The 19,595-nt window shown below is 72.2% G+C and carries 29 protein-coding genes; 24 read left to right on the top strand and 5 right to left on the bottom strand.

The window, feature by feature from the left end:
- Window positions 1-43: 43 nt before the first annotated feature.
- The 4 genes from meaB to Actkin_RS27920 are packed head-to-tail and all read right to left on the bottom strand — an operon-like array spanning window position 44 to window position 5,360.
- Entirely contained in the window at window positions 44-1,027 is a 984-nt protein-coding gene (gene meaB / locus Actkin_RS27905; protein ID WP_189209752.1) for a methylmalonyl Co-A mutase-associated GTPase MeaB, read from the bottom strand.
- On the bottom strand, window positions 1,020-3,203 hold the full coding sequence (scpA, locus tag Actkin_RS27910) for a methylmalonyl-CoA mutase (protein ID WP_258904828.1): 2,184 nt from the start codon (window positions 3,201-3,203) through the stop codon (window positions 1,020-1,022). Before scpA ends, meaB begins: the two co-directional genes overlap by 8 nt.
- Window positions 3,200-5,026 carry a methylmalonyl-CoA mutase subunit beta gene (locus tag Actkin_RS27915; RefSeq protein ID WP_258904829.1) on the bottom strand — a complete coding sequence of 609 codons (1,827 nt, stop codon included), beginning with the start codon at window positions 5,024-5,026 and terminating at the stop codon, window positions 3,200-3,202. Before Actkin_RS27915 ends, scpA begins: the two co-directional genes overlap by 4 nt.
- A 43-nt stretch (window positions 5,027-5,069) precedes the next feature.
- The gene (locus Actkin_RS27920) at window positions 5,070-5,360 is read right to left on the bottom strand and encodes a helix-turn-helix domain-containing protein (RefSeq protein ID WP_258904830.1); all 291 of its coding nucleotides are present in this window, start codon (window positions 5,358-5,360) and stop codon (window positions 5,070-5,072) included.
- A gap of 123 nt (window positions 5,361-5,483) precedes the next feature.
- On the opposite strand from Actkin_RS27920, the gene Actkin_RS27925 reads away from it, so the two are divergent.
- The 19 genes from Actkin_RS27925 to Actkin_RS28015 all read left to right on the top strand — a co-directional run bounded on the left by Actkin_RS27925 (window position 5,484) and on the right by Actkin_RS28015 (window position 15,578).
- Entirely contained in the window at window positions 5,484-5,720 is a 237-nt protein-coding gene (locus Actkin_RS27925; protein ID WP_258904831.1) for a hypothetical protein, read from the top strand.
- A gap of 254 nt (window positions 5,721-5,974) precedes the next feature.
- Window positions 5,975-6,418, top strand: coding sequence for a hypothetical protein (locus Actkin_RS27930; RefSeq protein WP_258904832.1), 444 nt, complete (start codon window positions 5,975-5,977; stop codon window positions 6,416-6,418).
- Entirely contained in the window at window positions 6,415-6,807 is a 393-nt protein-coding gene (locus tag Actkin_RS27935) for a hypothetical protein (protein WP_258904833.1), read from the top strand. The genes Actkin_RS27930 and Actkin_RS27935 overlap by 4 nt, the downstream gene beginning before the upstream one ends.
- On the top strand, window positions 6,804-7,337 hold the full coding sequence (locus tag Actkin_RS27940) for a hypothetical protein (RefSeq protein ID WP_258904834.1): 534 nt from the start codon (window positions 6,804-6,806) through the stop codon (window positions 7,335-7,337). The genes Actkin_RS27935 and Actkin_RS27940 overlap by 4 nt, the downstream gene beginning before the upstream one ends.
- A complete protein-coding gene (locus Actkin_RS27945; RefSeq protein WP_258904835.1) occupies window positions 7,334-7,696 on the top strand; it encodes a hypothetical protein in 363 nt (120 codons plus the stop codon). Before Actkin_RS27940 ends, Actkin_RS27945 begins: the two co-directional genes overlap by 4 nt.
- On the top strand, window positions 7,696-8,514 hold the full coding sequence (locus tag Actkin_RS27950; RefSeq protein ID WP_258904836.1) for a hypothetical protein: 819 nt from the start codon (window positions 7,696-7,698) through the stop codon (window positions 8,512-8,514). Before Actkin_RS27945 ends, Actkin_RS27950 begins: the two co-directional genes overlap by 1 nt.
- On the top strand, window positions 8,511-8,681 hold the full coding sequence (locus tag Actkin_RS27955; protein ID WP_258904837.1) for a hypothetical protein: 171 nt from the start codon (window positions 8,511-8,513) through the stop codon (window positions 8,679-8,681). Before Actkin_RS27950 ends, Actkin_RS27955 begins: the two co-directional genes overlap by 4 nt.
- Entirely contained in the window at window positions 8,678-9,034 is a 357-nt protein-coding gene (locus Actkin_RS27960; RefSeq protein WP_258904838.1) for a YfdP family phage-associated protein, read from the top strand. Before Actkin_RS27955 ends, Actkin_RS27960 begins: the two co-directional genes overlap by 4 nt.
- A gap of 81 nt (window positions 9,035-9,115) precedes the next feature.
- The gene (locus Actkin_RS27965) at window positions 9,116-10,063 is read left to right on the top strand and encodes a hypothetical protein (protein ID WP_258904839.1); all 948 of its coding nucleotides are present in this window, start codon (window positions 9,116-9,118) and stop codon (window positions 10,061-10,063) included.
- 314 nt (window positions 10,064-10,377) lie between these two features.
- Window positions 10,378-10,515: a hypothetical protein gene (locus Actkin_RS27970; RefSeq protein ID WP_258904840.1), complete on the top strand. Its 138-nt coding sequence runs from the start codon at window positions 10,378-10,380 to the stop codon at window positions 10,513-10,515.
- Between the two features lie 38 nt (window positions 10,516-10,553).
- Window positions 10,554-10,766 carry a hypothetical protein gene (locus Actkin_RS27975; RefSeq protein WP_258904841.1) on the top strand — a complete coding sequence of 71 codons (213 nt, stop codon included), beginning with the start codon at window positions 10,554-10,556 and terminating at the stop codon, window positions 10,764-10,766.
- 1,207 nt (window positions 10,767-11,973) lie between these two features.
- The gene (locus tag Actkin_RS27980; protein ID WP_258904842.1) at window positions 11,974-12,324 is read left to right on the top strand and encodes a PNPOx family protein; all 351 of its coding nucleotides are present in this window, start codon (window positions 11,974-11,976) and stop codon (window positions 12,322-12,324) included.
- 40 nt (window positions 12,325-12,364) lie between these two features.
- Window positions 12,365-12,748, top strand: coding sequence for a DUF7694 domain-containing protein (locus Actkin_RS27985; protein ID WP_258904843.1), 384 nt, complete (start codon window positions 12,365-12,367; stop codon window positions 12,746-12,748).
- Window positions 12,749-12,757: 9 nt separating this feature from the next.
- Complete coding sequence (locus Actkin_RS27990; protein ID WP_258904844.1) at window positions 12,758-12,949, top strand: hypothetical protein; 192 nt, start codon at window positions 12,758-12,760, stop codon at window positions 12,947-12,949.
- The gene (locus tag Actkin_RS27995) at window positions 12,946-13,161 is read left to right on the top strand and encodes a hypothetical protein (protein WP_258904845.1); all 216 of its coding nucleotides are present in this window, start codon (window positions 12,946-12,948) and stop codon (window positions 13,159-13,161) included. The genes Actkin_RS27990 and Actkin_RS27995 overlap by 4 nt, the downstream gene beginning before the upstream one ends.
- A complete protein-coding gene (locus Actkin_RS28000) occupies window positions 13,158-13,547 on the top strand; it encodes a hypothetical protein (RefSeq protein ID WP_258904846.1) in 390 nt (129 codons plus the stop codon). The genes Actkin_RS27995 and Actkin_RS28000 overlap by 4 nt, the downstream gene beginning before the upstream one ends.
- Window positions 13,548-13,563: 16 nt before the next feature.
- Entirely contained in the window at window positions 13,564-14,511 is a 948-nt protein-coding gene (locus tag Actkin_RS28005; protein WP_258904847.1) for a hypothetical protein, read from the top strand.
- 122 nt (window positions 14,512-14,633) lie between these two features.
- Entirely contained in the window at window positions 14,634-14,915 is a 282-nt protein-coding gene (locus Actkin_RS28010) for a helix-turn-helix domain-containing protein (RefSeq protein WP_258904848.1), read from the top strand.
- 60 nt (window positions 14,916-14,975) lie between these two features.
- On the top strand, window positions 14,976-15,578 hold the full coding sequence (locus tag Actkin_RS28015; protein WP_258904849.1) for an RNA polymerase sigma factor: 603 nt from the start codon (window positions 14,976-14,978) through the stop codon (window positions 15,576-15,578).
- A gap of 189 nt (window positions 15,579-15,767) precedes the next feature.
- Here the strand turns inward: Actkin_RS28015 and Actkin_RS28020 are convergent, their stop codons facing one another.
- Window positions 15,768-16,112, bottom strand: a complete 345-nt coding sequence (locus Actkin_RS28020; protein ID WP_258904850.1) for a hypothetical protein — start codon at window positions 16,110-16,112, stop codon at window positions 15,768-15,770.
- Window positions 16,113-16,387: 275 nt separating this feature from the next.
- On the opposite strand from Actkin_RS28020, the gene Actkin_RS28025 reads away from it, so the two are divergent.
- The 5 genes from Actkin_RS28025 (at window position 16,388) to Actkin_RS28045 (ending at window position 19,590) form a co-directional block, all read left to right on the top strand.
- Window positions 16,388-16,642, top strand: a complete 255-nt coding sequence (locus tag Actkin_RS28025; protein WP_258904851.1) for a hypothetical protein — start codon at window positions 16,388-16,390, stop codon at window positions 16,640-16,642.
- 35 nt (window positions 16,643-16,677) lie between these two features.
- The gene (locus tag Actkin_RS28030; RefSeq protein ID WP_258904852.1) at window positions 16,678-17,070 is read left to right on the top strand and encodes a hypothetical protein; all 393 of its coding nucleotides are present in this window, start codon (window positions 16,678-16,680) and stop codon (window positions 17,068-17,070) included.
- 7 nt (window positions 17,071-17,077) lie between these two features.
- Window positions 17,078-17,536 carry an AAA family ATPase gene (locus Actkin_RS28035; protein WP_258904853.1) on the top strand — a complete coding sequence of 153 codons (459 nt, stop codon included), beginning with the start codon at window positions 17,078-17,080 and terminating at the stop codon, window positions 17,534-17,536.
- 274 nt (window positions 17,537-17,810) lie between these two features.
- Window positions 17,811-18,203, top strand: a complete 393-nt coding sequence (locus Actkin_RS28040; protein WP_258904854.1) for a hypothetical protein — start codon at window positions 17,811-17,813, stop codon at window positions 18,201-18,203.
- Window positions 18,160-19,590 (top strand): terminase large subunit domain-containing protein, encoded by a 1,431-nt coding sequence (locus tag Actkin_RS28045; RefSeq protein ID WP_258904855.1) that lies wholly within the window; start codon window positions 18,160-18,162, stop codon window positions 19,588-19,590. The genes Actkin_RS28040 and Actkin_RS28045 overlap by 44 nt, the downstream gene beginning before the upstream one ends.
- Window positions 19,591-19,595: the final 5 nt, after the last annotated feature.

A 19,595-nucleotide genomic window follows, 5' to 3' on the forward strand; every position in this document is an offset into this window, starting at 1 on the left:
ACCACGGCCACGCGGGTAGGCCGACCGCATGATCTGCTGCCGCTCACGTGCCGAACAGGTCCAGGATCCGCTCGGCTGCCAGGGTGGCGGTCAGCTCGCCAGCGCGGACGCGGCGCTCCAGGTCGGGGGCCTCGGCGCGGACGGCGGGGTGCTCGCGCAGGCGGGTCAGCAGGGTGTCCTTGACCATCGCCCAGGTCCAGTCGACCTGCTGGCGGCGGCGCTTCTCGGCCAGCTCGCCGGACTCCGACAGCGTGCGGTGGTGGAGCTCGACCTGCTCCCAGAGGGTGTCCAGGCCCAGGTTCTCCGCCCCGCTGCAGGTCAGCACCGGGGCGTGCCACGACGCGGCGGGGTCGCGCATCAGGCGCAGGGCGGAGGCCAGTTCGCGGGCCGCGCGCTGGGCCTCGCGCTTGTGGTCGCCGTCGGCCTTGTTCACCGCGATGACGTCGGCCAGCTCCAGCACGCCCTTCTTGATGCCCTGCAGCTGGTCGCCGGTGCGGGCGAGGGTGAGGAACAGGAAGCAGTCGACCATGTTCGCCACGGTCGTCTCCGACTGCCCGACGCCAACCGTCTCGACCAGCACGGTGTCGTACCCGGCCGCCTCCATCAGGACGATGGTCTCCCGGGTCGCCTTGGCGACGCCGCCGAGCGTGCCGGAGGTCGGCGACGGGCGGATGAACGCGGCCGGGTCCACCGCGAGCCGCGCCATCCGCGTCTTGTCGCCCAGGATCGAGCCGCCGGTCCTGGTCGACGACGGGTCCACCGCCAGCACGGCGACGCGGCGGCCCGCTGCCGTCAGGTTCGAGCCCAGGGTGTCGATGAACGTCGACTTGCCCACCCCGGGCACGCCGGTGATCCCGACCCGGTGCGCGCCGCCCGCGTGCGGCAGGAGCTCCACCAGCAGCCGCTGCGCCAGCGCCCTGTGGTCGGGCCTGCGGGACTCGACCAGGGTGATCGCCCGCGACAGCAGGCCGCGGTCGCCAGCGAGCACGCCCTCGGCGTACTCGCCGACGTCCACCGTCCTAGCCAAGCGAGTGCCCGTGCTGCTCGGCGAGCTTCTCCAGCAGCTCGGCGGCCGCGTCGGCGATCACGGTGCCGGGCGGGAAGATCGCCGAGGCGCCCGCGGCGCGCAGGTCGTCGTAGTCCTGGGGCGGGATGACGCCGCCGACGACGATCATGATGTCGTCGCGCCCCAGCTCCGCCAGCTCCGACCGCAGCGCGGGCACCAGCGTGAGGTGACCGGCGGCCAGCGAGTTGACCCCGACGATGTGCACGTCGGCCTCGACCGCCTGCCGCGCCACCTCGGCGGGCGTGGAGAACAGCGGGCCCACGTCGACGTCGAAGCCGAGGTCGGCGAACGCGGTGGCGATGACCTTCTGGCCGCGGTCGTGGCCGTCCTGGCCCATCTTGGCCACCAGGATGCGCGGGCGGCGCCCCTCGGCCTCGGCGAAGGCGTCCACGACGGCGCGCGCGGAGTCCACAGTGGAGGAGCGGCCGACCTCGTCCCGGTACACCCCGGAGATGGTACGGATCTGCGCGGAGTGCCGCCCCCACACCTTGCCGAGCGCGTCGGAGATCTCGCCGACGGTCGCCTTGGCGCGCGCGGCGTCGATCGCGAGCTCCAGCAGGTTGCCGTCGCCGTCCGCGGCCCTGGTCAGCGCGTGCAGGGCGGACTCGACGGCAGCGGGGTCCCGTTCCGCGCGCAGCCGCTCCAGCTTGGCGATCTGCTGCGCGCGCACGCCGGCGTTGTCGACCTTGAGCACGTCGATCTGCTCGTCCTCGGCCAACCGGTACTTGTTGACCCCGATGACCGGCTGCCGCCCGGAGTCGATCCGGGCCTGGGTGCGGGCCGCGGCCTCCTCGATGCGCAGCTTGGGGATGCCCGCGTCGATCGCCTGCGCCATGCCGCCCGCGGCCTCGACCTCGGTGATGTGCGCCCACGCCTTGGCAGCGAGGTCGGCGGTCAGCCGCTCGACGAACGCGCTGCCGCCCCACGGGTCGATCACCCGCGTGGTGCCGGATTCCTGCTGCAGCACCAGCTGGGTGTTGCGGGCGATGCGCGCGGAGAAGTCCGTGGGCAGCGCCAGCGCCTCGTCGAGGGCGTTGGTGTGCAGGGACTGCGTGTGGCCCTGGGTGGCGGCCATCGCCTCCACGCACGTCCTGATGACGTTGTTGTAGACGTCCTGCGCGGTCAGCGACCAGCCGGAGGTCTGGCAGTGCGTGCGCAGCGACAGCGACTTCGCCGACTTCGGCTCGAAGCCCTTGACCAGCTTGGCCCACAGCAGGCGGGCCGCGCGCATCTTGGCGACCTCCATGAAGAAGTTCATCCCGATCGCCCAGAAGAACGACAGCCGGGGCGCGAACCGGTCCACGTCCAGCCCCGCGCCGCGGCCTGCCCGGATGTACTCCACGCCGTCGGCCAGCGTGTAGGCCAGCTCCAGGTCGGCGGTCGCCCCGGCCTCCTGCATGTGGTAGCCGGAGATCGAGATGGAGTTGTACTTGGGCATGTGCTGCGAGGTGTAGGCGAAGATGTCGGAGATGATCCGCATCGACGGCCGCGGCGGGTAGATGTAGGTGTTGCGGACCATGAACTCCTTGAGGATGTCGTTCTGGATGGTCCCGGCCAGCTGCTCGGGCGCCACCCCCTGCTCCTCGGCCGCCACGACGTAGAGCGCCAGCACCGGCAGCACGGCGCCGTTCATGGTCATCGACACGCTCATCCGGTCGAGCGGGATGCCGTCGAAGAGGGTGCGCATGTCGTAGATGGAGTCGATGGCCACGCCCGCCATGCCGACGTCACCGGCCACCCTCGGGTGGTCGGAGTCGTAGCCGCGGTGGGTCGCCAGGTCGAAGGCGACCGACAGGCCCTTCTGGCCCGCGGCGAGGTTGCGGCGGTAGAAGGCGTTGGACTCCTCGGCGGTGGAGAACCCGGCGTACTGCCGGATGGTCCACGGCTGGTTGACGTACATCGTCGGGTACGGGCCGCGCAGGAACGGCGCGATGCCCGGGTAGGTGTCCAGGAAGTCCAGGCCAGCGAGGTCCTCCGCGGTGTAGACGGGCTTGACCGGGATGCCCTCGGGGGTCTCCCAGGCCAGCGCGTCCGCGCCCTTGCCGGTGGCCTCCTGCAGCGCGGCCGCCCACGCTGCCGGGTCGACCGGGCCGGGCTCGCCGAGCTCGACGGCGCCGAAGTCGGGGATGCTCGTCATGCCGACACTCCCAGGTCGTCGTGGATCCGCCGGAGGACGCCGAGCGCGTCGCAGCCCGTGAACACGAAACCGTCCACTTCGTACTCGTCCGACGGTTTGCCCGCGAGCAGGACCGTGCTCGCCCCCGCCGCGCGCAACGCGGCGATCGCGTCGGCGGCGTGCTCGGCGTAGATCCTGTCGGACGCGCACAGGCAGGCGATCCGCGCGCCGCTGGCGGCGAACCGCTCGGCGGCGGTCGCGGCGTCGGCGGCCCCGGCGTCCGGGGTCTCGATGCCGCCCGCCTGGAACAGGTTGGCCGCGAAGGTGGCGCGCGCGGTGTGCGCGGCGACCGGGCCGAGGGTGGCGAGGAAGACCCTCGGGCGCGCGCCCGTCGCGGCCAGCGCGCGGTCGGCGCGGTCGCGCAGGTCCTCGAAGTCCTCGGCGTAGCGGTGCACGGGCAGCCCGCCGCTCGGCGCGGCGGGCGCGGGGGCGCGCTCGACCGGCTTCTCGGCCAGGTTCGGGAACTCGCTGACGCCGGTCAGCGCGTCCCTGCGGTGGGCGAGGTTGTCCTGCCGCGCGGCCCAGGTGGCGGCGAGCCGGTCGGCGACCAGCCCGGAGCGCAGCGCGGACACGATGCCGCCCGCGCGCTCGATCTCGGTGAACCACGCCCACGCGGCGCGCGCGAGGTCGTCGGTGAGGCGCTCGACGTACCAGGAGCCGCCCGCCGGGTCGATCACCCCGGCCAGCCGCGACTCCTCCAGCAGCACCGACTGGGTGTTGCGGGCGATGCGCCTGGCGAAGGCGTCGGGCAGGCCGATGGCGGCGTCGAAGGGCAGCACGGTGACCGCGTCCGCGCCGCCGACCCCGGCGCCGAAGCAGCCCAGGGTCGCGCGCAGCATGTTCACCCACGGGTCGCGGCGGCTGAGCATGGCCGTGGCGGTGACGGCGTGCTGGCGCTGCGGCACGGCGAACCCGCTGACCTCGGCCACGCGCGCCCACAGCCTGCGCGCGGCGCGCAGCTTGGCGATGGTGAGGAACTGGTCGGCCGTGGCGGCGAAGCGGAACTCCAGCAGCCGCGCGGCGTGCGCGGCGTCCAGCCCGGCGTCGGTGAGCACGCGCAGGTAGGCGACACCCGCGGCGACGGCGGCGCCCAGCTCCTGGGCGTCGGACCCGCCTGCGTCGTGGTACGGCAGGCCGTCCACGGTGATCACGCGCAGGTTGGGGTACTCGGCGGCGTCGGCGGCCAGCGCGGCGACGGCGGCGAGGTCGGGGTCCGCCGCGGTGCGCGCCTGGTGGCCGATCGGGTCCGCGCCCAGGCTGCCTCGGGTCTCGGCGGCGGGGACGCCCTTCTCGGCGTGCACGCGCAGCAGTTCGGCGGCGGCGTCGGCGAACTCCGCGCCCGCGTCGAGGGTGACCGGGGCGAGGTCGAGGTGGACGTCGGCGAGGACGTCGGCGATGCGGCCCACCGGGATGCCGGACGCGCCCGCGACCAGCCACAGCGAGGTGACGCCGTTCTCCAGGTCGGCCAGCACGGCGGCGCCGGTCGTCGCGGGGTCGGCGTGCCGCTGGCGCACGTCCCATCCGCCGCGGACGTGCCCGTCGGGCCGGGCTCCGCGGGTATAGGGCGGCAGCCCGGGCAGCCCGGCGCCGGGCGCGGCGTCGTCGGCGGTGTAGAGCGGCGCGATCTCGATGCCGTCATAGGTCCGGCTCGCGAGCAGCGCCTCGACCGCCTGGTCGTCGGGGACCGCGCCGGACTTGCGCAGCACGCCCGCGACCAGCTCCCGCCACTGCTCCCGGGTCGCCGCCGGATGCTCACCGGCGAGGACGAGGCCATCGGATGTCATGCCCCGCAATGCTACGGAAACCAGCGGGATCCGGGCTGTGACGCTAATCCCGATTAACGTCGGTCACTTTTGCTAGCGGCGGCCTCTTCGACGCCGGGAAGAAATCCGTCACGGGCACCTGGAATAGGGCAGCGAGCTGCGCCAGGTCCTCGACGTCGAACGGGGTCGTGCCGTTCATGCGACGGCTGATGTAGGACTGCGTCCAGCCCAGCTGCTGCCGCACCTTGTTCGCCGTGGTCCGGCGGCGGGCGAGCAGCGCGCGTACCTCTTCGGCGACCTGGGCGCTGAGCGAGTCGGCTGGCGGCCGGTCCGGCAGGGGAAGTACCGATGTCATGCGCTGAGCGTAGGTCTTAGTCTCCCAGCGACTCAACCGGTCGGGGAGAGGTTCAGCCGTTCGGTCGGGGATGATAGTCGAGAGGTCTTGCAGCTTAGTCGCTGAGCGACTACCTTACTCGCCATGTCCGACACCCTCAGCCGCTACGCCGCCGCGGAGATCCGTGCCGAGCTGGGCCGCCAGCGCCTCAGCGGCCTGGCGCTCGCTCGGCGGCTGGGTCGCTCGCAGTCCTGGATGGCGCGTCGCATGACCTGCGTCGTCCCGATGACCCTCGCAGACCTGGCCGACATCGCCGAGGCCCTCGACCGCCCCGTCAGCCAGTTCGTCGACGCGGCCGACAGCACCCCGGCCGCATCTTGACCAGCCTGCGGAAGGACCGGCGAACCGCGCGCGGGGGCTCCTGGCCGTGCGCGGTCGTCCTTGCCATCCCGGCCGCGGCCGCCGCCCTGCTGCTCCGACCGCGCTACCTGCGCACCGTCGCGGACCTCCGCCAGGAGGTGGAGCGCCTGCGCAGGCGGTCCACCTGGCGATGCGTTCTCCGAACGTCCACATAGGACGGCGGGCCGTCGATGCCCCGACCGGCCCGCCCGCCACGAAACTCTGAAAGGAACCTCGTGGACACCACTCAGTCTCCCATCACCCCCGAGCAGCTCGCTGGCGCACTCCGCGCGCAGGCCGCGGGCGTCAACTCGCTGGAGGCCGCCGTCGGCCTGCTGATCGAACACGGCACCTGGCTGCACCACCCCGACTTCCGCGCCTTCGTGACCTACCACCCGGACAGCGGCCTGGCCTCGATCGACTGGGCCAACGTCGCCCATGCGCTCGCCCGCGGCACCGTGCTCGGCTCGTCCAACTCCGCCCTCCAGGTCCTCGGCATCGCCTGCGAGCTCGCAGGGCACAGCCTGCCCTTCGGCCAGCGCTGGACCCTGGCCGAGCTGACCGCGGGCCTGGGCCGCGTCAACGCGGCCCTCGTGCTGCAGGCCATCGCCCGCAGGATGGGCTGGCACGTGCTGGGTCTGACGGTCGCGATCAACGGCGAGATCGGCGGCATGCAGTGACGACCGCAAAGCGGAGGCCGCGCACGGCCACGGCGCAGCCGCGGTACACCCGGCTGCAGTCGTCCCTGTACGACCGGCTCCGCGACGCCATCACGGCCGAGTTCGCGGCCCGCGAGCAGCTGCGTGCGACTGGCGAGGAGCAGTACGCCGCGAAAGCGGCTCAGGTCCAGGCCCTGGCCTCGATCTACGTCATCTACGCGACGCTCCACGCCACGTTCCCCGCCGAGTCAGTCGAGAGGATGGCCGCCGACCACGCCCGGTCGATGGTCTGGTTCAGGGGCTGCGACCTCAGCCCTGGTAATGGCGTCATCGAGCAAAACGCAAACTGGGACAAGGCGCTCGAGCGCGCCCAAGACGACCTAAGCCGCGAGCTTGGTGGCAACCGGTGAGCCAGCCGACCACGACCACGCTGCGCGCGGCCGTCGACGTCGTCCTCGCGCTGGCCGACGGCACGACGCCGGACCAGGCCGCCGCCGACCTCGTCGCCGACCTCGCGGTCACCGCCACCCTGGGGCCCGGCGACGAGATCCACCGCGACGGTCTGCCGCCGACCGGGGCGCACGTCGCCGCCACGGTGGTCGGCGCCAGCTGGTGGTCGGCCGAGGTCGTGCCCGCGGGCACCGGCCGACCCGACCACCGCTGGTTCACCCCCATCCTCGACGCGCCGCAGTCCGCATGCCCGCCGTTCGACCTGCTCGACATCGAGGAGCAGCCGCAGCCGGGCCAGCCGCCCGGGGACGTCGCCCGCAGGCTACGCGCCTACCGGCTCGACGTGCTCTACGCCGCACTCGGCGGGCTGCCGCTGTCCGCCTACGAGCGTCGGCTGCTCGTCTGGTTGGCCGACCAGCCGTCGGCCGCGGCCACGGCGGTGGTCGCCAGCCTCGTGCACCGGGCCCGCGCCTCTGGGGGTGCGCGGTGACCGGACGCGCGGCGCTGGTGTTCCTGGCGGCGGCCGCCGCCACCGTGGCGGTCGCCCACGCCGCCCAGGTCACCACCGAGACGCACGGCTATCGCGCTGGCCACCTGGTGCTGGTCGTCGGTCTGCTGCTGGTGGCCACCGGCGGGTCGTGCTGGCTGGCGCTGGAGCTCTCCGGGACCCGGGCTGGCGACCAGGTTCACCAGCCCGGCGACCCGGCCGCCCCCACCCCTCCCGGCCCGCAGAACCGCCGGGCCCCGCTCGGCGAGCGAGCCCTGCTCGTCGCCTGGCTGCTTATCGCATCTGTCGTGACGCCGCTGCTGACCAGCGACGCCGTCCGTATCGCCCTGGGAGGAGCTTGATGTCCACCCCAACCCTGGTCCTCGACCGAGAGACCACCGAGCCCCCGGCCGCGGGAGCGTCCCCTGCGGCCGGGCCCACCAGACCAGTCCTGGAACTGGTGCGCACCGAACTGCGGGCCGCCGACGCGGAGGGGCGCCGCCGACCCGGCCGTCCGACGTTGGTGAAGAAGTTGGGCGTGACGGACCACCAGGTGAAGCGGGCGCTGGAGGAACTGGCCACCAGCGAGCCCGCCAGCCCGCCGCCCGCCGCGCCGTTGGTGGCGGCCGCGCCCGTCGTCGCCACCAGCGAGCCCGCCAGCCCGCCGCCCGCCGCGCCGTTGGTGGCGGCCGCGCCCGTCGTCGCCACCAGCGAGCCGCCTGCGGCCGCCAGCTCGCGGAACCGGCCGTGGCCGCTGGTGGTGATCGGCGCGGCGGCTGCGGTGGCGGTCTGGGGCGGGTGGGTGGACCTCGGCGCGATGACCGGCTTCGGCAAGGTCCACCCGCTCCCCGGCCTGTGGGACGACCTCACGATCAACAGCGCGATCGTGCTGCCGCTCGGGATCGAGGCGTACGGGGGCTACGCCCTGCGCACGTGGCTGTCCAGCGCCAGCCTGTCCGGCCGTACCCGCATGTTCGCGGCGGTGTCGGCCGTGATCAGCCTGGTCGTCGGCGCCGGGGCGCAGGTCGCCAGCCACCTCATGCGCGCGGCTGGCGTCACCACCGCGCCGACGCTGGTGACCGTGCTGGTGGCCTGTGTGCCGGTCGCCGTGCTGGGGCTGGCGACGTGCCTGGCGACGCTGGTGCGCCGGGACGCCCACCTGGCGACGGAGGAACGATGACCGCGCTCGCCCTGCTGGCGTCGCTGGTGATCCCGCTGGCGGTCGGCCTGATGGTGCGCACCTGGAGCCGCCGGATGTCCGCGAGGTCGTACACGCGCCTGCACCAGGCGATCGAGCGGTCTCGCCAGCGTGGCGACTGGCCGTTCGAGCTGGGCCGCCAGTCGTGAGCGGGCGGTCGGGCGAGGCGGACCAGGCCGCCGAGGAGGAGCTGCTGCGGGTGCTCCGCCAGCTGGCTGGTGGCCGCACGGTGCGCGAGCTGGCGATCGAGCTACGCGACCTGGTGGCCGCAGTCCATCAAACCGCACGCCAGGGGCACCTCACCCTCCGGCTGTACGTCCGCCCGGCCGCCAAGCACCAGGTGCCGAGCCAGGGCGGCGGCGTCCTGGTGACCGACGAGATCACCGTCAGCGCTCCGCGCCCGGACCGGCCGCAGACCTTGTTCTACCGGACGCCGGACAACGGGCTGTCCACGCACAACCCCGCCCGCCACAACCCGACGGGCGACCCACAGCTGTGGTGACCGCGCGGCCCTTCCCCGCCGCGCGGTCACCACCCCTAACCCACCACCATCCGATGATCGGAGACCACCTACATCATGACCATGACCCAAGAAGACTGGGCCGGTGTCGGCACCGCCATCGGGCGCGCCATGCTCGCCTTCGCCGACAACCACGCCGACAACCGCGACGACGACACCGTGCTCATCTCCGAGGTCCGCGAGGCGGTCGGCATCGCAGGCGACCCCCTCGACCGCGAACAGCTGCTGGCCGTCCTGCGCATGGACCGCCAGAACCGCGACCAGCTCCTGCAGCGCCTCAGCGAAGCCACCCACGACAGCGCGGCCGCCGCTGGCACGACCCTCCGCGAGGTGATCGACGCCGTCAACGCGCAGGCCGATTGGTACGACCTGCAGGAGGCATTGGGGCTGCCGGAGGGCACGAAACGCGACGAGGTCGTCACCCGGGTGCGCCACCTGCTCGACGACCTGCGTACGTACGGCACCGCGCTGCGCTCCAAGGGGGCGGAGGCCGACAAGCACCGCCTCGCCGCCGAGACTGCCAGCGCCTCGCTGACGGCACTACAGGGCTTCGTCGGCCGCGCTCTGGGCGTCGACCCGAACCAGATCAGCAGCGGCGCCGTGCATCCGGAACGTGGCCTCGAACAGCTGCAGCTGATGGCCTCCCAGTGGACCAACCTGGCCCGGTTCACCGAGCAGCACATGCACTACGCCCTCGGCCGCCTGTCCGACGGCGACGTCGAGCGGTTCGAGGACGCCTGCCGCTACGCCGAGAGCCGCAACCTCGGCTCGCGCTCGGAGGACGAGGCCCACAGCCCGGCCTGGATCGCCGACTGGACGCGCGCATGGCACGGCGACCCGGAGTCGTGGACCCTCGCCCTGCCTAACCCGATGCCCACCGCCCAGGCCGACGACAGCGCCAGCGCACCCGAGGACAGCGCCCCGCAGGCCTCGACCGAGCAGGCCGAGACCGGCGAGCAGGCGCCGCAGGACCCCACGCCGGACAACGGGCTGGTCCATGACCGGAGGTAGCGCCGGGACTCGGTCCCGCCGGGACTGCCCCTGCGGGTGCGGCTCGACTGTGTCACCCGGCTTCACCTCGTGCCAGGCGTCCTGGGCTCGTCTGCCGGACTACCTGCGGCACGCCATTACCCACGCCCCGACCGGCTCGGTGCGCCGCATGCGCGCGTCGCAGCGCGCCGCCGCCTGGCTGCGCGATCACCCCGCCACCTCCTGAACCGCGGGCGCGGACCTGCTCCCCAAGCCCAGGTCCGCGCCCGCCCCTATCCCGCGAGGAGCACGCCCCTATGCCTGGACGTCACCGCCGCGACCGCCGCGGAAGACCCATGCGCGGCCGTCACCGCCTCGACCGCCGCGCCGCCGCCGATCTCGCCGAGCACCAGGGCGCCGATCACGCGTGGGCCCTGACCCTGCGCGAGATCCGCACCGCGCTGCAGACGCCCGCGCCACCCGCAACCCCCTGAACAGCCACCGACCCCACCCGTCCGCCAGGAGGACCGCCATGCGAGAGATCACCCGTCGCCCCGCGATAGCCCTCGCCCCGCTCCGACCTGGTGACCAGGACCCCGTCGACGCCGTCCGCCTGCGGCTGGCCGCCGCCGCGCTCGAGGCAGGACGTGGCCTGGCCCGACCGCAGCGCGACCGCCTGCGCACCGTCATCGCCGAGACGCTCGACGCGTTGGCCGCGACCGCCACCCCGACATCCGGGCGCTGAGCATGGTCGAGCAGGACTCCGACCGACACCGGGAGTTAGTGCCCGTAGACCGCTTCCAGTGGGAGAAGATCGTCCGACGCATCCGCGGCATGAGCGATCCGGACGCGCGCCTAGCGTTCCTCCTGCCCTCCTACGGCAACCGGGACGGCACGTCGATCCGCCCCGGGCATCCCGAGCTCATGGCGGCCACCGGGTGGTCGCAGAGCAAGCTGGTGCGCGTCTTCCGGTCGCTGCGCGAGCGCTACGGGCTGCTCCAGGAGGTCGCCCACGGCGGCGGCAAGGGGTCGGGCGCGCGGGCCAGCGAGTTCCGTCTCACCCTCCCCGCCGACCTCTACGACCGCTTCGACGTCCGCGACCCGGGCAATCCCACCCCCCCAACTCCGGTCACTCAGATGACCGGAGATCGGCCAGGATCCTCTGTGGACAAGCCCCGAACTCAGGTCGTCCAGGATGACCTGAGTTCCGATGGCGGGACAGCCGAACTCAGGTCATCTGGAGGCCAACCGGACCGCAACTCAGGTCATCTGCGGCTGAACTCGGGTCACCCAGGTGACCACCCACCATCCAGACCAACAAGAGATGACCAAGGGTTTGGTCCGGTACCAGCACAACCACAGACCGCGCGCGCAACGAACCGACCCCAACCCCATCCGCCCGCCGTCTACCGGAACACCGAGCGCCAGGTCGACGCGCTCGCCGCCGCGCGGCGCGCCGCCTTCGAGCGCCAGGCCGCCATCCAGGCCTGCGTCCTCTGCGACGACCGCGGCTACGTGCTGCCCGCCGGACGAGCCCTGTGCCACCACGACCCGGACGCCGCAACGCGCTACCGCCGCGGACGCTCAGCCGCCCAAGCCGCACTCGACGCGATCGCCCGCAGGAGGAGGAGCCCGTGTCCCGACGACGGCGATGGCCAGCCCGCTTCGTCCGACGCGAGCGCAAGCCGCGACGGCCAGGCCTCTGGGAGGACTTCCCCACCGACGACAACCCCCTCCGACGGCCCTGTCCGAAATCCGACGGCGGATGCGGCGCCCCCGCTGGCGTCCGCTGCGTCGCCCGAGGCAGCGGACGCACCCTCCTCACCGACTTCCACGACGCCCGCAAGCGCGCCGTCCGCGGCCGCGGACACGACACCCCTGGAGGCTGACTGCCCATGGCCCACGCCGAGAACCCCCGACCAGACGAGACTCCTGGCGCTAGCCGCAAGCCCATGACCGACGCCGCGCATACCGCGAGGACCAGGAGTTCGCGCTGCCCCGACATCGTCTCGCTGAGCATGGCCAGCGGCGTCAGCGCGTTCACCGGCGAGCCGTTCGTCAACCTGATGGTCAACTTCGCCGACGGATCGCGCAAGACCGCTGGCCAGCTGACCCCGCAGCAGACCCGAGAGCACGCCCTGGCGCTGCTCGAGGCCGCCGAGGCGGCCGTGCACGATGCCGCGATGGCCCGTTGGATGCGTTCCCAGGGAGCCACGCAGGAGGTCGCGGGCAGCGCCGTGGCCGCGATTCGCGCATACCGCGAGGACCAGGAGTCCGAAGGAGACCCAGATGCGCGCTCGTAGGACCGTGCCCGAGTTCGGCAACGTACAGCCTGGAGAGCCGATGACCCGCCGACCGACCACAGTCAACGGCCTGCGGCTGCGTCACATCCTCGGCCGCCAGGACTGGTCAGTTCCCCAGCCCTACGGCGAGGACGGCTGGCGCCTGCGCGCCATCGACGGCAACGGCATGGTCATCGTCTCCGCCGCACCGTGGGACGACGGTGTCATGTGGATCCACGCGAGTATGGCCCGCGCCGCCAGCGTGCCCAGCTACGCCGACCTGCAGCTGCTCCACCGCGCCGCCTTCGGTGAACACGGCTTCTCCTACCAGGTGTTCCCGCCCCGGGACGCCCACATCAACATCCACGACCGGGTCCTGCACCTCTGGGGGCGCGCCGACGGCCAGCCCGTACTACCGGACTTCGGCCGCTGGGGAACGATCTAAGGAGCGCTCATGCCCACGCGATGGCGAATCGTGTTCACCGACGGCACCGAGGAACTCACCCCGGAGACCGCCGACCGCCTGACCACCCTCGTCGACCAGACCCGGCTGGTCGCGCTCAGCACCCGCAGCTACGGCCCGGACGTGGTCGTCAGGACGTACGTGATCGCGAACCTCCGCTACTGGGAACCGGTCGACGGATGAGCCCCATACGCGTCCGCATCAGCCCCGACGGCACCCGGGCCGGGGTGTACCTGCCGCGCCTGCGCTGGTCGGGAATGGACCGCATCGGCGCGTGGATCGAGGTATCGGCGAGCCCCCACGGCATCCTCACGATCGGCCTCCTCACCCCTGACGAACTCGCGACGTGGACACCGTGCCCACCCGCCCCGCCCCGCGAAGGGAACCCCCGATGACCACCAACGACACCACCACGGCTGCCGGTCCACGCCTGCTCACGCGGCTAGGGACGACCCCCGCCGCCAAGGACCGCACCGCTGTGGCGAACGAGATCGCCCGCCTCCTCCTCGCCTACGCCGCACCCAACCTCCTCGCGTTCGACCTCCGCTACCAGGCCGCTGACCTCGCCCTCGCGATCGTCGACAAGCACCTGTGCCGGAACACCGTGCCGGACGCGTGCCCCGCCGGGCCGGTGTGCCCCCACGCACCCAGTACAACCGTCATGCTGGAGACCGTGACCACACCGCCGCCCACCGCCGACGAGGCGCCGCCGCTCCTCGTCGACGACCCGATGCCGCGACCGGGCTGGCTGGCCCGCGCCCGCGCCTGGACGCTCCGATGACCCGCGGGGCAGGACCATGAGCTCCTGCGCCGCCTGCCAGCGGCCCGCGGTCGCCGTGCTGTGCCGCGGCTGCGTCCGGCAGATGATCGTCGCCCTGGCCCGGCTCGCGGACGGGCCAGTGCGGCGCACCCGCGCCCGCCGCCGCCCGCTCCGGCACCGCGCCTGCGGTCCCTGCCCCGTAGTCGCCGAGGTCTACCGCCAGGGCGTGGCCGTGGACGTCATCGTCGAGCGACACCCGGGACTCCTGGCGGACCTGGAGGACGTCGTCGTCCAGCGCACGCGGGTGCCCGTCGGCATCGACCGCCTGGGCGACGACGAGAGCCGGCTGCCGTGGCACGAGGAGGCCTCGGACCTGGCCCAGCACGCCCGGACGGTGCTCACCGGCTGGGTGCGCGTGCTGCTCGACGACCACCCGGCGATCGCCTCGACCCTGGCGGACACCAGCACGTCGGGCGTCGCCCGGTGGCTGGCCCGCCGAGGGCGCACCCTGGCGATGCTGCCCGCGGCCGCGGAAGCGGCGCAGGACATCGTCGACCTGCACCGCCGCGTCGCCCACATGGTCGACCGCGCGCTGGAACGCCTGTTCCTCGGCCCGTGTGGCGCCCTCCGCATCCAGCAGGACCGGGTCGTGCGGTGCGAGTACGACCTGTATGGCCGCCCCGACCGCGCCACCGTGCTGTGCCAGGCCTGCCACACCGAGCACGACATCGAGGAGCGGCGCGAGCAGCTGCGCGAGCGGCTACGGGGCCTACTGGCCACCGCCGCGGAGATCAGCCGGGCCATGCCCTCGCTGATCGGCGGCGACGTGGCCTCGTCCACCATCCGCCGATGGGTACGCGAACGCGGCCTCACCCAGTACCCGCCCGACCCGCGCGACGCCAGGCGCGCCGTGCGCTACCGCGTCGACGACGTGCTGCGGCTCGCAGGCTACCCACTGCCCGAGCACGAGGAGCCCGCCAGCTAGACCTGTTGAGCGCCAACGGGAATAGCTGACCGAACCTCACTCAAGTCCCGATTGTCAATGCAACCACTCGGCTACAAAAGCACACTTTTGTAGCCGAGAAGAACTCGAAAGGATCAAGCCAGATGCTGCGCAACAACCGCCTGCCGAGTGGTTCCACGGAGATCCTTCGCGCCCTCCTTCGCGAGCCTCACCGCGAGTTCAAGGGCCTCGAGATCTGCGACGCCGCCAGCATCCCGACCGGCACCCACCACCCCGCCCTGGCCCGGCTGAGCGCACTCGGCTGGATCTCGAACCGCTGGGATCAGCCCGCCAGCGGCCTTCCGAGGCAGCGCCGCTACCGGCTCAACCCCGACGCCATCGACGCGATCAACACCGCCATCCAGCGGAAGGGATCACTCCGCTGAACCGACTGCCGGGTCACCGTCCGCAGGCGGCACTCGGCACCCAGCAGGGAGAGGCCCGCCATGGCCAGACAGGCACCACACAACCTCCCAGCCGTCTACGCGGCCCTCACAACAGACAGCTTTCTCGGCGCCGTCGCTGGTGCCCGCCTTGGCGACTCGCAGGCACTAACCGCGATGGTCAACCTGTTGGCACCCGCTATTCGTGCCTACTGCCAGACCCGCCTCCGCTACGTCGAGATCGACGACCTCGTTCAAGACGTCCTCATCGACGCGATCGCCGCGCTACCACGGTTCACTGGCAGTGATGAGATGTTCCGCAAGTACGTGTACGCCATCGCCTCGAACAAGATCATCGATATCTATCGCGACGCCCGAAGATCCCGGGAAATCAGTACCTCCCCAGCCGATCTCCCGGATCGCCCCGATGCGACTAATCCGACTCCCGAGGATGCCGCACTAGGCCACGAGAACCGTCGGCACCTTGCCGCGCTCATCGAGCACGCGAAACTCTCACCGGCAGAGCGTCAGGTCATCGCGCTCCGCAGCCGCGGACTAGCGCTGGTGGAAATCGCACAGCAGCTCGACAAGTCAGCGGTATATGTCCGCGTTGCGTCCCACCGAGCGATGCGGAAGCTGCGGTCCACCCACGACAGGCGGAGCTGAGATCGGGGGCCGCGGAGCCCTACACTTAGCCTGCTCGCGCGGGATCCGTCGAGCTGGGGAGAGCTAGGCGGAGCTGAGCATCCTGCGCGAGCTCGTTCTACCGATGGGGCAGGACCCTCGACCGCTATGCCCCAGAGCCGGGTCCGGGCGACCAGTCGAGGGGTCGCCCGGACCTCCTAATCGCCTTCCCTATAGCCAGTGGGATGGCCACTCCCCGTACAGCGTGACTCCCAAGGCGGCGACAGCCTCAGCCACCGAGCTCCCCTCGGGCGGGGTACCGGCGAGCGTCCAGGAGACTGAACCTCGCGAAAGCGCCGCTTCCGCCACAACCAGCCCCACGAGGGCTGGGAGCTGGTAGTCCTTGCCGTACTCCTCGTACTGGGCGTCTGCGCTCCACCCCCACGTCACCGTCCAGAGCGCCGGAGTCAACTCCTCCGGCGGCAGGTCCGGCTGCTCGAGCGCCTTCTCCGCCAGGTAATCAGCGTCCAAGACCTCCCGACTCAGCTCCGCCTTCACCACGTTGCGCGTCGTCATGGGCAACACCATGGCATCCGCGCCGAACGGCCAACCCATACTCGACCCACACTCGGGCGCCGTTCAGCAGACCGTGGACCTGCCGTAGTCGCCCGGCGACACTGCGACGTCGACTGCGGCGCTTCTGGACAACGGAACGAGCGAACAGCTACTTTGGTCACGCTCGGTGCATAGGGTTCCTCACCCCCGCCGAGCACCCTCGGCAATCCATCGCGTGGATGCCCCCGGTCGGGCCTTGTTCGAGCAGGGCCCGGCCACCTCCTCCCGGATCCCCCATGGCCTCTGACTCTGACCCCTACGGGTGGGACCACCAGCAGTACCGGGCCGCGCACCGCGACGCCGCCTACGGGCAGCCCTGCAGCCGCTGCCGCCAGGTGATGGACCGGGACGGCGAGCCGATCGAGCTGGACCACTGGGACGACCGCCCCGGCTACCGCGGCTTCAGCCACCGCTCCTGCAATCGACGGGCCGGAGCACTCAAGCGCATGGGCCGCCTGCCACCGGAGGGCACCACCTCGCGCGATTGGTGACGGGGACTGAGCAGGCCCGGAGTGAAGGAGGCGTGATGGCCACCGGAACTGGCTGGCGCCAGCGCCGCGCGACCTGGCCCTCGCAGCAGCCGAGGGACTGGATGTGGTGGGCACTGTACGCGTGCCTCGCCCCGCGCGAGTTTCCGATCGTCGCCGCCGGGCGCATCGCCTGCCGCACGTTCGGCTTCCACAACACCACCTGCCGCGGCAAGCGCGACCACGGCCCACGAGGTCGCTACTGGTCGTTCAGCGAGTGGCACAGCCGCTGGACCTACCCGCCCCGCGCCCGGCTCGGCGTCGCCTTCAAGCGGCTCGGCTGTCGCCTGATCCACGGCCATCACCTGTGGCGCGCCATTGCCGTCCCGGACGGGTACGAACCGCGCGAGCAGTGCTGGTCGTGCGGCGAACTGCGGATCTCGCAGGCGTGATGCGCCGGTGCATCAGGAGACGCTGCCCGCTCGGGTCGTCCTGCTCTGCGGGCCACCGTGCGCGGGCAAGACCACTCGGGCCAGCGAGCTCGCGCGGGACCCGGACGACGTCGTCGTCGACTTCGACCAGATCGCCCGGGACCTCGGGTCGCCTGCCCGCTGGCTGCACCCCGAGCCCTATCGCTGGCAGGCGGAGCAGGAGGTCCGCCGCATCCTCGCTCGGCTCCCGGGCACAGCGCCGGGCACGGCGTACGTCATCCGCAGCCTGCCCGGAGCGCAGCAGCGCGCCATCGCCGCCCGGACCATCCGGGCCTGCGAGACCTGGGTGATCAGCCCGGGTCGTGACGTCTGCGTTTGCCGGGCGGAGGCCGACCACAGACCCGCGGGGACGGTCGAGCAGATCGACTCCTGGTACGCCCGGTACCGGCCGTGGTCCGGCGACCACCGTGCCAGCCGGGCCTGGTGAGCGGCCGGGGACGCCACCGCGATCACTGAGCGCGACGGTCACCGTGGGTAGGGACAGGGGGTAGGGGCCTCCGAATCACGACCGTTGGGCCGCTCACCTCACTGGTCCGAGCCTGTATCTCCCCCCGCGAAAATTCGGGGCACACGGCCCGCGTTTCCGCAGGTCAGAGCGCTGCATGACCGCTCTCACCGTCGACAGTGGACTCGACCCCCGGGGGCGGCGGACCTGATCATCCAGTGTGGACACTGTCGAGGCGGAGGGAGGTGCGGCGGACGTGGCAGCACCGGAGCCGACCGTGCTCCTCGGACCGCGTGGCCTTCGGCTGTGGGAGGCGCTGCACCCGGATGGCGCGCGGCTGTCGACCGCGGACGCGATGGTCGCCGAGGAGGCATGCCGCCTGGTCGACCGCCTCGACAGGTTCGACGAGCAGATGAGCCAGGGCGCGTTCCTGGAGCTCGACGTCGTCGACGACGACACCGGCGCGGTCACCCACGTGCGGGTCGTGGTGGACCGGGTCGTCACCGAGGCCCGGCTGCACGCGCTCGCGCTCGCGAAGCTGCTCCACGAGCTCCGCCGGATCGGGACTCCGGCGAGCGAGGACGACGGGGACGAGGTGGACGAAGTTGCTGCGCGGCGCGCGCGTCGGCTCGCAGCTCCCGCGGGTTAGGTCGGTCCCGGCCTACCTCAGCTCATCCGGCCCCGAGGCGATCGATCTCGCCGCCAAGGCCGGCCTGCACCTGGACCCCTGGCAGAAGACCGTCCTGACCGACGCCCTGGGCGAGACCGATGACCACCGGTGGTCGGCGTTCGAGGTGTGCTGCTTCGTCCCTCGGCAGAACGGCAAGGGCGGCGTCCTCGAGGCCCGCGTCCTGGCGGGCCTGTTCCTCTTCGGCGAGAAGTTGATCCTGTGGTCGGCTCACGAGGTCAAGACGACCGACGAGGCATACCTCCGGATCAAGCAGCTGATCGAGGAGAACCCGTCCTTCCACCGCCGGGTGAAGCGGTACTGGCAGGCACACGGCGAGAAGGGGATCGAGCTCAAGAGCGGCGCCCGCCTGCGGTTCGTCGCCCGCACTGGTCGATCCGGGCGAGGCTTCAGCGGCGACGTGATCATCCTCGACGAGGCGCAGGAGCTCACCGCCTCGCAGATCAAGGCGATCTTCTCGACCATGTCGACCAGGCCGAACCCGCAGGTCTGGTACACCGGCACCCCGCCGGAGAACCCGGGGGCCTGGATCTACGGGGTCAAGGCCGACGGCGAGCGCGGCAAGGCGCGCCTCGCCTACTTCGACTGGGGCCTGGAACTCGACCTCGCCGACAAGGACCTCCTCACCCGGATGGCGGACCGGGACCTCTGGTACCAGGCGAACCCCGCGCTCGGCATCCGGATCACCGAGCAGTTCTGCGAGGACGAGCTGTCGCGGCTCAAGGACGGGTTCGCGCCCGAGCGGCTCGGCGTGTGGTTGCCGCGGGTCGAGGACGTCAAGCTGTGGCAGGTCATCACCGAAGCGGCCTGGTCCGCCGTGCTCGACGTCCAGTCGACGCCTCTCGATCCGGTGGCGTTCTCCCTCGACGTCAGCCCGGACCGCGACCTCGGCGCCATCGGACTGGCTGCCCGCCGCGACGACGGCCTTCGGCACGTCGAGATCACCGACCAGCGCGACGGCGTCGGCTGGATGCTCGGCCGGGCCGTGGAGCTGCACGACAGGTGGAATCCGGTGACCTTCGCCGTCGACGAGGGCGGGCCCGCCGGGTCGCTGATCGAGCCGATGCGCCAGGCCGGTCTGCCGGTCACCACGATGTCAGGCCGCGAGGTCGCGCAGGCCTACGGCCAGTTCCACGACGCGGTGAAGAACCGCACGCTCCGGCAGCGCGGGCAGCGGGAACTGTACGACGCCCTGGCCGGAGCGGAGACCCGCGACATCGGCGACGGCATGCGGGCGTGGGGCCGCCGCTCATCCGACGTGCCACTCCCGGCGCTGGTCACCGCGACCAACGCGCTGTGGGCGCTGGAGACCGCGGCCGTGTGGCTCGACGGCTCGCTGATGGCGTGATCAGG

The organism is Actinokineospora sp. UTMC 2448, from assembly GCF_024760565.1.
Classification (GTDB): Bacteria; Actinomycetota; Actinomycetes; order Mycobacteriales; family Pseudonocardiaceae; genus Actinokineospora; species Actinokineospora fastidiosa.

What these genes read in the sequence shown, in the direction of transcription:
- scpA (WP_258904828.1), bottom strand. Translation starts at nt 3,203, where the DNA reads ATGACGAGCATCCCCGACTTCGGCGCCGTCGAGCTCGGCGAGCCCGGC.
- Actkin_RS27915 (WP_258904829.1), bottom strand. Translation starts at nt 5,026, where the DNA reads ATGACATCCGATGGCCTCGTCCTCGCCGGTGAGCATCCGGCGGCGACC.
- Actkin_RS27920 (WP_258904830.1), bottom strand. Translation starts at nt 5,360, where the DNA reads ATGACATCGGTACTTCCCCTGCCGGACCGGCCGCCAGCCGACTCGCTC.
- Actkin_RS27925 (WP_258904831.1), top strand. Translation starts at nt 5,484, where the DNA reads ATGTCCGACACCCTCAGCCGCTACGCCGCCGCGGAGATCCGTGCCGAG.
- Actkin_RS27950 (WP_258904836.1), top strand. Translation starts at nt 7,696, where the DNA reads ATGTCCACCCCAACCCTGGTCCTCGACCGAGAGACCACCGAGCCCCCG.
- Actkin_RS27955 (WP_258904837.1), top strand. Translation starts at nt 8,511, where the DNA reads ATGACCGCGCTCGCCCTGCTGGCGTCGCTGGTGATCCCGCTGGCGGTC.
- Actkin_RS27965 (WP_258904839.1), top strand. Translation starts at nt 9,116, where the DNA reads ATGACCCAAGAAGACTGGGCCGGTGTCGGCACCGCCATCGGGCGCGCC.
- Actkin_RS27970 (WP_258904840.1), top strand. Translation starts at nt 10,378, where the DNA reads ATGCGCGGCCGTCACCGCCTCGACCGCCGCGCCGCCGCCGATCTCGCC.
- Actkin_RS27975 (WP_258904841.1), top strand. Translation starts at nt 10,554, where the DNA reads ATGCGAGAGATCACCCGTCGCCCCGCGATAGCCCTCGCCCCGCTCCGA.
- Actkin_RS27980 (WP_258904842.1), top strand. Translation starts at nt 11,974, where the DNA reads ATGACCGACGCCGCGCATACCGCGAGGACCAGGAGTTCGCGCTGCCCC.
- Actkin_RS27985 (WP_258904843.1), top strand. Translation starts at nt 12,365, where the DNA reads ATGACCCGCCGACCGACCACAGTCAACGGCCTGCGGCTGCGTCACATC.
- Actkin_RS27990 (WP_258904844.1), top strand. Translation starts at nt 12,758, where the DNA reads ATGCCCACGCGATGGCGAATCGTGTTCACCGACGGCACCGAGGAACTC.
- Actkin_RS27995 (WP_258904845.1), top strand. Translation starts at nt 12,946, where the DNA reads ATGAGCCCCATACGCGTCCGCATCAGCCCCGACGGCACCCGGGCCGGG.
- Actkin_RS28000 (WP_258904846.1), top strand. Translation starts at nt 13,158, where the DNA reads ATGACCACCAACGACACCACCACGGCTGCCGGTCCACGCCTGCTCACG.
- Actkin_RS28005 (WP_258904847.1), top strand. Translation starts at nt 13,564, where the DNA reads ATGAGCTCCTGCGCCGCCTGCCAGCGGCCCGCGGTCGCCGTGCTGTGC.
- Actkin_RS28010 (WP_258904848.1), top strand. Translation starts at nt 14,634, where the DNA reads ATGCTGCGCAACAACCGCCTGCCGAGTGGTTCCACGGAGATCCTTCGC.
- Actkin_RS28015 (WP_258904849.1), top strand. Translation starts at nt 14,976, where the DNA reads ATGGCCAGACAGGCACCACACAACCTCCCAGCCGTCTACGCGGCCCTC.
- Actkin_RS28020 (WP_258904850.1), bottom strand. Translation starts at nt 16,112, where the DNA reads ATGACGACGCGCAACGTGGTGAAGGCGGAGCTGAGTCGGGAGGTCTTG.
- Actkin_RS28025 (WP_258904851.1), top strand. Translation starts at nt 16,388, where the DNA reads ATGGCCTCTGACTCTGACCCCTACGGGTGGGACCACCAGCAGTACCGG.
- Actkin_RS28030 (WP_258904852.1), top strand. Translation starts at nt 16,678, where the DNA reads ATGGCCACCGGAACTGGCTGGCGCCAGCGCCGCGCGACCTGGCCCTCG.